The sequence below is a fragment of the Nocardia sp. 149-1B genome (assembly GCF_057747975.1).
In genome coordinates this window covers 2020231-2033357 of the sequence record NZ_CM173233.1, presented here as the reverse complement: position 1 = coordinate 2033357, position 13127 = coordinate 2020231, and the positions used below count along the sequence as shown (strand labels likewise).

General features: G+C 72.1%; 13 protein-coding genes. 6 read left to right on the top strand and 7 right to left on the bottom strand.

Annotated features, from left to right (window positions below; translation table 11 throughout):
• Positions 1–60: 60 nt before the first annotated feature.
• Genes hrpB through AC3ANS_RS09695 form a run of 4 tightly spaced genes read left to right on the top strand, consistent with a single transcriptional unit; the run spans position 61 to position 4226 of the window.
• Positions 61–2526 (top strand): ATP-dependent helicase HrpB, encoded by a 2466-nt coding sequence (gene hrpB, locus AC3ANS_RS09710; protein WP_488295957.1) that lies wholly within the window; start codon positions 61–63, stop codon positions 2524–2526.
• A gap of 18 nt (positions 2527–2544) precedes the next feature.
• A complete protein-coding gene (locus AC3ANS_RS09705) occupies positions 2545–3300 on the top strand; it encodes a dienelactone hydrolase family protein (RefSeq protein ID WP_488295956.1) in 756 nt (251 codons plus the stop codon).
• Positions 3301–3311: 11 nt separating this feature from the next.
• Positions 3312–3713 carry a helix-turn-helix domain-containing protein gene (locus AC3ANS_RS09700; RefSeq protein ID WP_488295955.1) on the top strand — a complete coding sequence of 134 codons (402 nt, stop codon included), beginning with the start codon at positions 3312–3314 and terminating at the stop codon, positions 3711–3713.
• Positions 3714–3770: 57 nt separating this feature from the next.
• Positions 3771–4226: a VOC family protein gene (locus tag AC3ANS_RS09695; RefSeq protein WP_488295954.1), complete on the top strand. Its 456-nt coding sequence runs from the start codon at positions 3771–3773 to the stop codon at positions 4224–4226.
• A gap of 3 nt (positions 4227–4229) precedes the next feature.
• Here AC3ANS_RS09695 and AC3ANS_RS09690 read toward each other — a convergent pair whose 3' ends face one another.
• The 5 genes from AC3ANS_RS09690 to AC3ANS_RS09670 are packed head-to-tail and all read right to left on the bottom strand — an operon-like array spanning position 4230 to position 8946.
• Positions 4230–5408 (bottom strand): lipid-transfer protein, encoded by a 1179-nt coding sequence (locus AC3ANS_RS09690; RefSeq protein WP_488295953.1) that lies wholly within the window; start codon positions 5406–5408, stop codon positions 4230–4232.
• Positions 5405–5785: a MaoC family dehydratase gene (locus AC3ANS_RS09685; protein ID WP_488295952.1), complete on the bottom strand. Its 381-nt coding sequence runs from the start codon at positions 5783–5785 to the stop codon at positions 5405–5407. Before AC3ANS_RS09685 ends, AC3ANS_RS09690 begins: the two co-directional genes overlap by 4 nt.
• Positions 5782–6207, bottom strand: coding sequence for a Zn-ribbon domain-containing OB-fold protein (locus AC3ANS_RS09680; RefSeq protein WP_488295951.1), 426 nt, complete (start codon positions 6205–6207; stop codon positions 5782–5784). The genes AC3ANS_RS09685 and AC3ANS_RS09680 overlap by 4 nt, the downstream gene beginning before the upstream one ends.
• Positions 6200–6703 (bottom strand): FAS1-like dehydratase domain-containing protein, encoded by a 504-nt coding sequence (locus AC3ANS_RS09675; RefSeq protein WP_488295950.1) that lies wholly within the window; start codon positions 6701–6703, stop codon positions 6200–6202. Before AC3ANS_RS09675 ends, AC3ANS_RS09680 begins: the two co-directional genes overlap by 8 nt.
• Positions 6700–8946 (bottom strand): acyl-CoA dehydrogenase family protein, encoded by a 2247-nt coding sequence (locus tag AC3ANS_RS09670; protein ID WP_488295949.1) that lies wholly within the window; start codon positions 8944–8946, stop codon positions 6700–6702. Before AC3ANS_RS09670 ends, AC3ANS_RS09675 begins: the two co-directional genes overlap by 4 nt.
• Positions 8947–9040: 94 nt before the next feature.
• Here AC3ANS_RS09670 and AC3ANS_RS09665 point away from each other — a divergent pair, with 94 nt between their 5' ends.
• Positions 9041–9988: an alpha/beta fold hydrolase gene (locus AC3ANS_RS09665; RefSeq protein ID WP_488295948.1), complete on the top strand. Its 948-nt coding sequence runs from the start codon at positions 9041–9043 to the stop codon at positions 9986–9988.
• Here the strand turns inward: AC3ANS_RS09665 and AC3ANS_RS09660 are convergent.
• The gene (locus AC3ANS_RS09660; RefSeq protein WP_488295947.1) at positions 9980–11434 is read right to left on the bottom strand and encodes a WS/DGAT/MGAT family O-acyltransferase; all 1455 of its coding nucleotides are present in this window, start codon (positions 11432–11434) and stop codon (positions 9980–9982) included. The two genes, AC3ANS_RS09665 and AC3ANS_RS09660, sit on opposite strands and share 9 nt — an antisense overlap.
• Positions 11435–11563: 129 nt before the next feature.
• On the opposite strand from AC3ANS_RS09660, the gene AC3ANS_RS09655 reads away from it, so the two are divergent.
• Complete coding sequence (locus tag AC3ANS_RS09655; protein WP_488295946.1) at positions 11564–12808, top strand: alpha/beta hydrolase fold domain-containing protein; 1245 nt, start codon at positions 11564–11566, stop codon at positions 12806–12808.
• 30 nt (positions 12809–12838) lie between these two features.
• Here AC3ANS_RS09655 and AC3ANS_RS09650 read toward each other — a convergent pair whose 3' ends face one another.
• Positions 12839–13117 carry a hypothetical protein gene (locus tag AC3ANS_RS09650; RefSeq protein WP_488295945.1) on the bottom strand — a complete coding sequence of 93 codons (279 nt, stop codon included), beginning with the start codon at positions 13115–13117 and terminating at the stop codon, positions 12839–12841.
• Positions 13118–13127: the final 10 nt, after the last annotated feature.

Here is a 13127-nt window from a genome sequence, read left to right as displayed (position 1 = left end):
TCGGGGTCCGATCAGGACGACCCGATCCACAGGCTGCTCGCGGATCCGCCTGAGCTGCCCGTGCGGGACGGTCTCGCCGAGATCGTCGCCGCCTTGCGGTCCACCGGGACCGCCGTCGTCCAGGCACCACCGGGGTCCGGCAAGACCACGCTGGTGCCGCCCGCCGTGGCCGGGATGCTCGACGGACGGGTGGTCGTGACCCAGCCCCGCCGGATCGCCGCCCGCGCGGCGGCCCGCCGGCTCGCCCATCTGCTCGACGAGCCGGTCGGTCGGACCGTCGGCTACTCCGTGCGTGGCGACCGCCAGGTCGGCTCCGGCACCCGGGTCGAGTTCGTCACCACCGGCGTCCTGCTGCGTCGCCTCCAGCGCGATGCCGGGCTCCCCGGTGTCGCAGCCGTCGTGCTCGACGAGGTCCACGAGCGCCAGCTCGACTCCGACCTCACCCTCGCGATGCTCCTCGAGGTGCGCGCCCACCTGCGCCCGGACCTCCCGCTCGTCGCGATGTCCGCCACGATCGAGGCCGAGCGCACCGCGGCCGTCCTCGGGGGAACGTCGCCGGCTCCGGTCGTCGCCGTCCCCGCCGCGCTCCACCCGGTCACCGAGATCTGGTGCCCGCTGCCGTCCGGCGTGCGGCGAGCCGACGACCGAGGCCTCACGCCCCGGTTCCTCGACCACGTCGCGGCGTGCGTCCGCCGCGCGCTCGCCGAGCAGGACGGCGATGTTCTGGCGTTCCTGCCGGGGGCCGCTGAGGTCGCGGGCGTCGTTTCCCGGCTGGCCGGCGCGGACGCGGACATCAGGCCCCTGCACGGGCGGCTGCCCCCTCGGGAGCAGGACCTGGCGCTCGCCCCCGGCCCGCGCCGCCGGGTCGTGGTCTCGACCGCCGTGGCAGAGTCGTCGCTGACCGTCCCGGGGGTGCGAGCCGTCGTCGATGCCGGACTGTCGCGCCAGCCCCGCATCGACCACCGTCGCGGCCTGGCCGGCCTGGTCACGGTGTCCGCCAGCCGGGCGGCAGCCGAGCAACGAGCCGGGCGAGCCGGGCGCGAGGCGCCCGGCTCGGTCTACCGCTGCTGGTCTCCGGCCGAGCACGCACACCTGCCTGCCCATCCCACGCCGGAGATCGCGACCGCGGATCTCACGTCGTTCGCGCTCGAGATCGCGACCTGGGGCAGCCCCGATCCTGCGGGGCTCGCGCTCCTGGACCAGCCACCGGAGAGCGCGATGGTCGTGGCACGGGCGACGCTCGTCGGCCTCGGGGCGATCACCGAGGACGGATCGGCCACCGACCGCGGTCGCCGGATCGCTGAGCTCGGCACCGATCCGCGGCTCGCTCGCGCGTTGCTCGACGGGGCCGGCGTCGTCGGTGCGCGGCGTACGGCGGAGATCGTGGCGCTGTTGTCCGAGGACCTGCGCGCCCCCGGCGCCGACCTCGTGGCCGCGCTGCGGGCGGTCCGTCGCGGCGGGCCCGACCGGACCGCGTGGGCCGCGTCGGCCCAGCGCTTCGAGGCGGCGGTGACCGGCATCGAGCATCGCGCCGCGCCCACCGACGGCCTCACCGATGACCTGGCCGTCGGGCTGGTGGTCGCCCTGGCCCACCCCGACCGGATCGCCCGACTCCGGCCGGGCGGCACGGCGTACCTGATGATGTCGGGCACCGGCGCCGTCGTACCCGCCGGATCGCCGCTCGCGGGACTGCCGTGGCTGGCGATCGCGGACGCGGACCGTCGGCCCGGCGCCCGCGACGCCACCGTCCGCTCGGCCGCCCCGCTTACCGAGGACCTCGCGCTGGAGGCGGCGTCGGCGTCCTGGCAGGAGGTCGAGGAGGTCGCGTGGTCCGAGGACCGGGTCGTCGCCCGCCGGGTGGTCTCCCTGGGGGCCATCGAGCTGTCATCGGCCACGATCGGCGACCCACCTCCCGCGCTGGTGGCGGCCGCGGTCCGGGAGCGGTTGCGCGAGCAGGGCGTGAACGCCCTGCCCTGGAGCGAAGCCGCGACCACGCTGCGGGCTCGACTCGCGTTCCTCCACCGGGCTCTCGGCGCGCCCTGGCCGGACGTGTCCGACGAGGCGCTCTCCGACGCCGTCGAGACGTGGCTAGGCCCCGAGCTCGCCCGGATCCGGGGCGGCCGCGACCTGCGCCGCATCGACGTGCTCGCCGCGCTGCGTCGCCTGCTGCCGTGGCCCGAGGCCGGGCGGCTGGACGAGCTCGCGCCCGAGCGGGTCGAGGTGCCGAGCGGCTCGAGCGTGCGCGTGGACTACGACGCTGAGCAGCCGGTGCTGGCGGTGCGCCTCCAAGAGGTCTTCGGCTGGGCGGCCACGCCACGCCTCGCCGACGGCCGGGTCCCGCTGCTGCTCCACCTGCTCACCCCCGCCCGGCGGCCGGCGGCGGTGACCGCCGACCTGACGTCGTTCTGGGCGAACGGCTACCCGCAGGTGCGCGCCGAGTTCCGCGGCCGCTACCCCAAGCACGCCTGGCCCGAGGACCCGATGACGGCGCCGCCGACGCGCGGCGTACGGCGTCCGCAGCGTTGATCGCCATACTGTGCCGGCATGACCCTCCTCGACAGCTGGACGCACGGCGAGCACACGGCCGACGGGACGACCCATCCGACGTACCGCAAGGGCACCGGTCCCGGGGTGATCGTGATCCACGAGATCCCCGGCCTGACGCCGAAGGTGATCGGGTACGCCGAGGAGCTGGTCGCGGCCGGTTACACCGTGGTGCTGCCGCACCTGTTCGGCACGCCCGAGGCGCCGATGAGCGTCGGCGCGATCGCGAAGGTGCTGCCCCGGGTGTGCGTGAGCAAGGAGTTCACGACGATGGCGACCGGGCAGACCTCACCGATCGCGGTGTGGCTGCGCGACCTCGCCCGCACCCTGCACGACGAGCTCGGCGGTCCCGGCGTCGGGGCACTCGGTATGTGCTTCACCGGCGGGTTCGCCCTGGCGATGATGGTCGATCCGTCCGTGGCTGCGCCCGTCCTCGCCCAGCCCTCGTTGCCGTTCCCCGTCGGCAGGTCCCGAGCCGCGGACCTCAACCTCTCCCCCGCCGACCTGGCTGCCGTCAAGGAGCGGGCCGCCGGTGGTTGCGAGGTGCTCGGCCTGCGCTACGCCGGGGACCGGGCCGTCGGCACCCGGTTCGAGACCCTCTCCCGGGAGCTGGGCGACGCGTTCCTCCGCGTCGACCTCGACGGCAAGGGCCACTCCACCCTCACCGAGCAGCGCTCCGAGGAGGCCGTCGCCCGGGTGCTGACGTTCTTCGGCGACAAGCTCCGGGCTCGACGCGCTGAGCCCGAGGCCGACTAGTCTCGGCGACCGTGGAGCTGAGCCGGCGCGAGGACGTCAACCGCCGCATGCTGCGCGCGCGTGACGAGATGGACCGGCGCTACGCCGAGCCGCTCGACATCCCCACGCTGGCGGCGATCGCCCATCTGTCGGCGTCGCAGTTCGGCCGGGTCTTCAAGCAGGTGTACGGCGAGACGCCGCACCGCTACCTGCAGCGCCGTCGGATCGAGCGCGCGATGACGCTGCTGCGCCAGACCGACCGTCCGATCACGGAGATCGCGTGGGACACGGGGTTCGCCAGCCTCGGGACCTTCAGCGCCACGTTCAGCAGGATCGTCGGCCACTCCCCGACCCGGTTCCGCGAACGCCATGCGCCGGTCGCCGTGCCCTCGTGCTTCATCGCGACCTGGACCCGCCCGCGCGACCCCGCGTAGTCGAGACAGTCGTTTTGGAGAAGCAGGTGCCCGCCCTCGGCACCTAGCGTCGTGGTCATGACCAACAACCACATCACCAGCCTGAACATCCGCTCCCTGCCCGTCCTCGACCAGGACGAGGCACTCGACTTCTACACGACCCATCTCGGGTTCGAGGTCCGCGACGACATCGACCTCGGCTTCATGCGCTGGCTCACCATCGGCGTGCCGGGCCAGGACACCGCACTGTTGCTGGAGCTCGTCGGCGGTCCGCAGCACGACGAGGCCACGGCCGCCCAGGTGCGCGAGCTCGTCACCAAGGGCGCGCTCGGCGGGCTGTTCCTGCTCACCGACGACGTGCACGCGACGTACGCCGCGCTCTCCGGCGCCGGCGTCGAGGTCACTCAGGAGCCCGTCGAGCAGCCCTACGGCACGGACTTCGGCATCCGCGACCCGTTCGGCAACCACGTGCGCATCTCCCAGCCCAACGCCGCGTCGCCGGCCGAGGTCAAGGACGCCTACGAGAACGTCTGACGGTCACGCGGAGAGGATGAGTCCGCTGGTGGGGACACCCGTGCCGGCGGTGACGACCAGGTGGTCGACACCGTCGACCGGGTTGACCGAGGTGCCGCGGACCTGCCGGACAGCCTCGGCGATGCCGTTCATCCCGTGGATGTAGGCCTCGCCGAGCTGTCCGCCGTGGGTGTTGAGCGGGAACTTCCCGTCCACCTCGATCGCTCCGTCGGCGATGAACCCCGGGGCCTCTCCCCTGCCGCAGAAGCCGAGCTCCTCCAGCTGCATCAGCACGTACGGCGTGAAGTGGTCGTAGAGGATGCCCATCCGCATGTCGTCGGGCCCCAGGCCCGACTGTCGCCACAGCTCGCGGCCCACCACACCCATCTCGGGGATGCCGATGTCGTCGCGGTAGTAGGACGTCATCACGAACTGGTCGGCGCCGCTGCCTTGCGCGGCCGCCGCGATGTACGCCGGCTTCTGCCGCAGGTCGCGTGCCCGCTCCGCCGATGTCACCACGAGGGCGACCGCGCCGTCGGACTCCTGGCAGCAGTCGAGCAGGTGCAGCGGGTCGACGATCATCCGCGAGGCCTGGTGGTCCTCGAGCGTGATCGGCTTGCCGAAGAAGAACGCCGCCGGGTTGGTCGCCGCGTGCCGGCGGTCGGCGACGGCCACCCGGCCGAAGTCCTCCGAGGTCGCGGCGTACTCGTGCATGTAGCGGCGCGCCTGCATCGCCACCGTGGCCGCCGGCGTGCCGAGGCCCATCGGGTAGGTCCAGGCGTTGTCGAGTCCGTTGGTGTTGACCTGGGTGGCCGCCGCGACGGAGAACTGTCCGAACCGGCTCTCCGAGCGCTCGTTGAAGCCGCGGTAGCAGACCACCACGTCCGCGACGCCGGTCGCGACCGCCATCGCGGCCTGCTGGACGGTCGCGCAGGCCGCCCCGCCGCCGTAGTTGATGCGGCTGAAGAACCGGAGCTCGGGGATGCCCAGCTCGCGCGCCACCGCGATCTCCGAGGAGGTGTCCATCGTGAACGTCGTCAGCCCGTCGACGTCGGCGGGCGTCAGCCCGCAGTCGGCGAGCGCGTGCTGGACGGCCTCCACCGAGAGCTGCAGCTCGGAGCGGCCGGACTCCTTGGAGAACTCCGTGGCGCCGATGCCGGCGATCGCGGCCTTGCCGCCCAGGCCCAGGGACGGGGTCGTCACCGAGCCACCACCTTCACGGTCCCGGTGACGTGGTCGCCCAGCGAGACCGAGCCGACGACCGCGATCGTGGCGACGCCGTCCTCGACGCCGGTGACCTCGCCGCGGAACGTCAGCGTGTCGTAGGGGTACGCCGGGGCGCCGAGCCGGATCGCGATCCCCTTGAGCTCGGTGTCGTGGCCGAGGGCGTCGACGACGTATCGCTCCACCAGCCCGTTGCTGGTCAGGATGTTCATGAAGATGTCCTTCGACCCGGCCGCCTGGGCGACGTCGCGGTCGTGGTGGACGTCCTGCCAGTCCCGGGTCGCGATCGCGGTGCTCACGATCGTGGTCGGGGTCAGCGGCAGCGACCACTCGGGAAGGGTGTCGCCTTGCTTCATGCGCGCCTCCAGATCGGCAGGGTCAGCTCGTCGTCGATGCGGTTGAAGTCCACCCGCAGCCGCATCCCGATCTCGATCTCCTCCGGTGCGACGTCCAGCACCTCGCCGACCATCCGGACCCCCTCGTCGAGGTCGATCAGCGCGAGCACGATCGGCAGCTCCTTGCCGGGGACCGGCGGGTGCCGGTGCACGACGTAGGAGAACACCGTGCCGGTGCCGGCCGCGACGACGTGACCGCGGTCGAACGCGCCGCACGACGGGCACGCCGGCCCCGGCGGGAAGCGCAGCACTCCGCAGGCGTTGCACTTCTGGACGCGCAGCTCGCCGAGCGCCGTGCCCTCCCAGAAGAACCGCGAGTCCCGCCCGATCATCGGGCGGACGACCGGTGGTTTCGAGGCTCCGTCCGCTCGCACCTCAACCACCGTTGGCCTCCTTCGGGATGAACTTCAGGACGCGGAACAACATGGTCGCCACGACCTCGTCTCCGGAGTACCAGGTGTTGCGGGACGTGACGAAGTAGCCCTCGCCCATCGCGGTGTTCTTCGGCCCCACCACCGAGTCGAGCGCGCTGGTGACCCGCAGCTGCTCGCCGACGCGCAGGTAGCGCTCGTACGTCTGCTCGCAGTTGGTGCCGAGCACCGCGGTGTAGCCCTCGTCGGTCAGGATCTCCGTCATCCGGCTCAGCGGGTCCTCCGGCGGCCGCTTGCGACCCAGGCCGGGCATCGTCCAGACCTGGGCCATCGACGGCGGCGCCTCCCCGGAGCGGAACCGGTCGTTGTCGTAGCCCATCGCGTCGAGCCAGGTGCCGATCGTCGGCTGGTTGACGGGGTACGGCGCGGCCGACTCCGAGGCCTCGCCGAGTGCCTTGATCGCCTCGGCCTGGGCCATGATCCGGTCGTGGCGCTCGTCAGCGATCATCGTGGCACCCGCGGCAGACCGAGACCGAACATCGCGATCAGCTCGCGCTGCACCTCCTGCACGCCACCGCCGAACGTGAGCACGAGGTTGCGCTTGGCCTGGCCGTCCAGGTAGCGCATCAGGTACGCCGTCTCCTCGTCCGAGGGATCGCCGTACCGGTGCACGATCTCGACGAGGTCGGCCGCGAGGTGCTGCACCTCGTCGGCGGCGAACACCTTCGACGACGACGCGTCGCCGACCGAGATCTCACCCACGGCCGCGGCGCGGGCGACCTCCCAGTTGAGCAGCTCGTTGACGCGGAACACCGCGGTCACCTCGCCCATCGTGCGCCGCACGTCGGGCCGGTCGATGACGCCCGCCTTGGTCGCCCAGTCCGCGACCCGGTCGCGCAACCCCTCGAGCCGTCCGGCCGGACCGAGCATCACCCGCTCGTGGTTGAGCTGGGTGGTGATCAGCTTCCAGCCCTGGTTCTCCTCGCCGACCAGCATGTCGACCGGGACACGCACGTCGTTGAAGTACGTCGCGTTGACGTGGTGGGAGCCGTCGGCGGTGATGATCGGCGTCCAGGAGTAGCCCGGGTCGGTGGTGTCGACGATCAGGATCGAGATGCCCTTGTGCTTGGGCGCGTCGGGGTCGGTGCGGCACGCGAGCCAGATGTAGTCGGCCTGGTGACCGCCCGTGGTCCAGAGCTTCTGCCCGTTGACGACGTAGTGGTCGCCGTCGCGTCGCGCGGTGGTGCGCAGCGACGCGAGGTCGGTGCCGGCGTCGGGCTCGCTGTAGCCGATCGCGAAGTGCACGTCACCCTTCAGGATCCGCCCGAGGAACAGGTCCTTCTGCCGCTCGGTGCCGTACCTGATCAGCGTGGGCCCGACCGTCTGCAAGGTGACCGCGGGCAGGTGCACGTCGGCGCGCTGCGCCTCGTTGGCGAAGATCGTCTGCTCGATCTCGCCGAGCCCGTGCCCGCCGTACTCCTGCGGCCAGCCGATGCCCATCCAGCCGTCGGCGCCCATCTGGCGGATCACCCGCTGGTAGGTCTCGCCGTGGCGGTCGACCCCCATCTCCTCGTGCTCCTCGCGCCCGGCCAGACCCGTGAAGTAGTCCCGGAGCTCGGCCTTGAGGGTCCGCTGCGAGGCGGTGAGCTCGAGGTTCTTGGTCGTCGGGTCCTCGAGGGTCACGTCGTCGGGCTGGGCGCCGAGGGCGTGGGTGAGGTCGGTGATCCAGGAGAAGTAGCGGTGCATCGGGTAGGTGACGTCGACGCCCATCCCACCGTGGAGGTGGTGGCAGGTGCGCATCGCGGCCGGCGCCTCCCGGCAGACCCAGTACGCCGCGACCGCGAGGTCGTCGGTCACGTCGAGTCCGGAGCCGATCCGCCACGCGGCGTTCTGCGCGGCCAGGTCGAGCGTGCGTGAGGAGATGTAGACGTCGGCGGCCTGCATGGCGACCGCCTGGAACTCGGCGAGCGCTCGGCCGAACTGCGTGCGGCCCTTGATGTACGCAGCGGTCAGGTCGCGTGCCCCGGCCACGACCCCGGCGGCGGTGAGGCAGAGGCCGGCGATCGCGAGCTCGCGCAGCGTGCGGGCCGCGTCCGCGCCCTCGAGCAGCTCCGCCGGCGCGCCGTCGAGGACGACGGTGTGCTGCGGGGAGCGCATCGAGGACGGCGACTCCAACAGCTGGACGCCAGGACCCTGCGGGTCGACCAGCGCGACGACCGCACGGTCGCCGTCGGTGCAGGACACCAGCAGCCGCGCGGCCCGGTCGGCGTACGTCACCCCGATCTTGCGACCGGTGACGGTGCCGGCTCCGTCAACGAGGGAGTACGTCGTCGTGGGCCGCTCCGGGATGCCTGCGCCGACCTCGCGCAGTGCGGGCGTCAGCAGCTTCTCGCCCGAGGCCACTCCGGGCAGCAGGACCTGGCACTGCTCGGCGGATCCGGCCGCGGCGAGGGTGAGGGCACCGCAGCACAGCGTCTCCCACACCGGCAGCTGGATCGCGCGGGCACCGGTCTCGCGCAGCAGCACGGCGACCTCGGCGAGGCCGAGTCCCTCGCCGCCCTGCTCCTCGGGGACGGCGAGCGCGAGCAGGCCCGCCGAGGCGAGCGCCTGCCAGGTGGCGCCGGCCCCCTCGTCGGACAGGGCATCGCCGGCCCGCGCGAGCGCCTCCGTGACGACCGAGCGCACCGCCTCGGCCGACTCCGCAGCCTCGGCGCCGCCGGCGTCTACCTCGGTGTAACCGTCCTGACCCACGCGCATCTCCTGCCGGTCCTGGGGGTACCTGACGTGCAAAACTGTAACCTGTTCTACTCTAGAACGGTTACGTCCGTCGAGAGGGAGGTCGAGGGTGCACCCACTCTCGCCCGGCGCCCTGGTGCGCCGCCGCTACTACGTACCGCGAGCCCGGATCCCCGCAGGCTCGGTGGTCGAGCTGCCCGGCCGCGGGTCGACGTACGTCACCGACACCCCGGGTCCCAGCCCGGACTCCCCCACGGTGCTGCTGCTGCACGCAGTCGGCTGCACCGGGCTGCTGACCTGGTTCCCCTCGATCGAGCCGCTCTCCCGGCGCTACCGCGTGGTGACGATGGACCAGCGCTGGCACGGGCGCGGCATCCAGTCCCCGGAGTTCTCGATCCACGACTGCGCCGACGACGTCGCCGCCCTGATCGAGACCCTCGACCTGCGCCACGTGATCGTCGCCGGCTTCTCGATGGGCTCGATCATCGCCCAGCGGGTCTGGCGCCAGCACGGCGACGAGATCGACGGACTTGTGCTGTGCGCGACCACCGACCGGTTCCGCTCCTCGGTGGCCGAACGGCTCTTCCACCAGAGCCTGGAGGTCGCGATGGCCGGCGCCCGCGGCGTCTCCCGGTCGCGTACGGCGGTGCGAGCCGCGCGGCAGACCGCGCGGGCGCTCGATCTCGACCCCGAGGACATGCACGACTGGGTGCTCAGCGAGTTCCGGCAGACCAGCCCCTGGGCGGTCGGTCAGGCGGTCGCCGCGCTCGGGCGCCACCACTCACGTCCGTGGCTGGGCCGCATCGACGTGCCCACCGCGGTCGTGGTGACGCTGCGCGACAAGGTGCTGCCGCCGAGCAACCAGATCGCGTTGGCCCGGCGCATCCCCGGCGCCACCATCCACGACATCGACGCCGGCCACGCCTCGTGCGTCTTGGAGTCGGAGCGGTTCGTGCCGGCCCTGATGGAGGCGGTCGACACCGTCAACGCCCGCCGGCGCGACTTCCAGCAGCACAAGACGTTGACCCGCCCGAAACTTTCGGGCGGGTCAACGTGATGTCGCGCGCTTGCGGGGCTTCTTGATCGGAGCGGGGTTCTGGGACGCCGCCACGGCTGCCTCGAGCGCGGCCAGCTCCGCCGGGAACCTCCGCACGAGGTCGTCCACGTCGGGCATCGACTTGCGACACGCGATGATCCCGACGTGCATCCGGCCGTTGTTGGACATCACGGTGATGTTCAGGCCCGCGCCGTGGAAGACCGGACCGAGCGGGTGGAGCGCGAGGATCTGGGCGCCCATGAAGTAGAGCGGGACCGGGGGCCCAGGGACGTTCGAGATCACCAGGTTGTGCACGACCGGGTGCCGCTCGGGAAGCCGGAGCCCGGCGTACGCCCGCACGGCGAGCCCGAACGTGCGGGGCGCGGCGAACTCCGCCCAGTCCTGGAGCGAGTCGGCGCTGATCGCGGAGTGGTGCTCCTTGGCGAACTTGTTGCGCTCGGCCATGTCGCGCAGGCGCTCGAGGGGGTCCTCGGTGTCGGTGCCCAGCTTGGCGAACAGCGCGGAGACCTTGTTGGCCCCGCCCTCGTGCTTGGACTGCTCGCGCACCGAGACGGGCACCGTGGCCAGGAGCGAGGACGACGGCAGCTCGCCCCGGTCCTCGAGGTAGCTGCGCAGGGCGCCCCCGGCGACCGCGAGCACGACGTCGTTGACGGTGGTGCCGGTGGCGTTCTTGACCTGGCGGATCACGTCGAGGTCCAGGTCGGCCAGCCCGATCGCGCGGCTGCTGGTGATCGTGCCGTTGAAGGAGGTCCGCGGCGCGGAGAAGGGCGCCGCCATCGCCGTGCCCTCCCGGGCCCGGCTGATCGTCCTGGTCACCAGCTGCACCGACGGCGCCACCAGGCGTACGGCGTTCAGTGGCCGGGTGACGTTGCTGATCAACGCCCGCCCGAACAGCTCGGTCTGGCTCGGGTCACGCCCGGCCCCGCCGACGTCGCCGGGCGAGAGCATGTCCGCCCCGGGCTCGAGGCTGCACAGGTGAGAGATCAGGTTGGAGCCGGAGACGCCGTCGACGGTCGCGTGGTGCATCTTCGAGAACACCACCACCCGCTCGACTCCCTCGGCGTCGCGGTAGCCCTCGATCACCCACATCTCCCAGAGCGGCCGGGAGCGGTCCAGGGGCAGTCCGGCCAGGTGGCCGGTCAGCTCGGTGAGCTCCTCGTAGCCACCGGGCGAGGGCAGCGCGAGCCGGTGCACGTGCCGGTCGATGTCGAAGTGCCGGTCCTGCACCCAGATCGGGTGGTCGAGCCCCATCGGGACCTTGCGCAGCTTGCGGGTGAAGGCCGGCACGTCGCGCACTCGGGCGTCGATGCCGTCGCGGATGGCGGCGTACTCATAGCCTCCGGGCATCGTCCCCGGGTCGAGCACGATCACGCCGCAGACGTGCATCAGCTGGGCAGGGGTCTCGAGGTAGAGGAAGCTCGCGTCGAGCCCCGACAGCCGCTCCATGTGCCCTCCGCCTTCGACTAGAACTCGTTCTCGCCCCTAACGAGGGACTCACCGTACGCGGCACGGGTGACGGACGTCACGCGATCCACCGCGACCGAGGCCACCGGCAACAGGTTCTACATTTGTCGCATGTCGTTCCTGCGCCGCCAGATCGTGACCGCCGTCATGACCGCGAACGCGATCCGGCCGGTACCGGGCTTCCGGGTCGCGATCCCGTCGTTCATGGCTGGCTGGTTGACCTCCGAGCTCGCCCCGCACCTGATGGCGCTCACCGCGGCCGACACGGTGGCCCACACACGCCGCCGCCGGCGCAGCCGTGCCGGTCTGGTGCTGGCGGCCGCCAACCTCGCCGGACAGGCGTACCTGGTCGACCAGGCGCGGCGGGTCCGCACCGAGGCCGAGGACGCCCTCGTCGAGGGCCTCGGCGCCGACTACGTCGAGCAGCTCGACGCGAAACCGACCCCGGCCGAGCTCGCCGTACCGTGGCGGCGCCTGGTCAACCCGTTCCGGATGCGCGACCTGGCGGTCCGCGTCGACAAGAACATCGCCTACGCGCCCGACCACGGCAAGCGCGGACTGCTGGACGTCTACCGGCCCGCCGAGGGCGACATCACCGGCGCCCCGGTGCTGCTGCAGGTGCACGGCGGCGGCTGGACGATCGGCAACAAGGACCAGCAGGGCCTCCCGCTCATGCACCACCTGGCCGCCAAGGGCTGGGTGTGCGTGGCGATCAACTACCGCCTCGCACCACGCGACCCGTTCCCGGCCCAGATCGTCGACGTCAAGCGCGCGATCGCCTGGGTGCGCGAGCACATCGAGGAGTACGGCGGGGACCCCGACTACATCGCGATCACCGGCGGCTCGGCCGGCGGCCACCTGACCGCGCTGGCGGCCGTGACCGCCAACGACCCGGCGTACCAGCCCGGCTTCGAGGACGCCGACACCAGCGTCGCGGTCGCGATCCCCCACTACGGTGTCTACGACTTCGCCGGCTGCACCGGCCTGCGCAGCGCGGAGCTGATGCGCGACAAGTTCCTCGCGCCCCGGGTGGTCAAGCGCAGCTGGGCCGAGGACCCGGAGGTCTTCGAGGCGGGCACGCCACTGCTGCGGGTCGGCAAGGAGGCGCCGGACTTCTTCGTGCTCCACGGGGCCCACGACTCGCTGGTCTCCGTCGAGCAGGCGCGCCTGTTCGTTCAGCGCCTGCGCGAGGTCTCCGGCGCCACGGTCGTGTACGCCGAGCTCCCCGGCGCGCAACACGCGTTCGACGTGTTCCCCTCGATCCGCAGCCAGCACATCGTGCGGGCGGTCGACCGCTACCTGCACTGGCACTGGAACGGCTGGCGCCGCGAGCGGCAGCCCGCGGGGATCGCCTGACCCGAGCGGAGCTACGAGCGCGGAGCGGAGCTACGAGCGCGGAGCACTGTCGGTGAGGAGCGCTTGCGCCTCGGCCGGTAGCACCACCTGGGTCACCTCGATGTCTTGGTAGTACGGCCGGTAGGGGTCGAACTTCCGCGCGAACTCGGCCTCGTCGGTGGTCTCCCAGAGGCTGTATCCGACGGCTGGATCGTCCTGCCGGCAGTACGTCCATCTCGTGCTGCTGTTGTCGAACTCGTGGTCGGCGATCTTCGTGCCGAACTCGGCCAGCTTGGTCAGGTCCACGCGGACCTTCACCAGATAGAGCATCCCCGATCCC

Coding starts and splice junctions, on each gene's coding strand:
- AC3ANS_RS09705 (WP_488295956.1), top strand. CDS start 2,545: ATGACCCTCCTCGACAGCTGGACGCACGGCGAGCACACGGCCGACGGG.
- AC3ANS_RS09695 (WP_488295954.1), top strand. CDS start 3,771: ATGACCAACAACCACATCACCAGCCTGAACATCCGCTCCCTGCCCGTC.
- AC3ANS_RS09685 (WP_488295952.1), bottom strand. CDS start 5,785: ATGAAGCAAGGCGACACCCTTCCCGAGTGGTCGCTGCCGCTGACCCCG.
- AC3ANS_RS09675 (WP_488295950.1), bottom strand. CDS start 6,703: ATGATCGCTGACGAGCGCCACGACCGGATCATGGCCCAGGCCGAGGCG.
- AC3ANS_RS09660 (WP_488295947.1), bottom strand. CDS start 11,434: ATGGAGCGGCTGTCGGGGCTCGACGCGAGCTTCCTCTACCTCGAGACC.
- AC3ANS_RS09655 (WP_488295946.1), top strand. CDS start 11,564: ATGTCGTTCCTGCGCCGCCAGATCGTGACCGCCGTCATGACCGCGAAC.
- AC3ANS_RS09650 (WP_488295945.1), bottom strand. CDS start 13,117: ATGCTCTATCTGGTGAAGGTCCGCGTGGACCTGACCAAGCTGGCCGAG.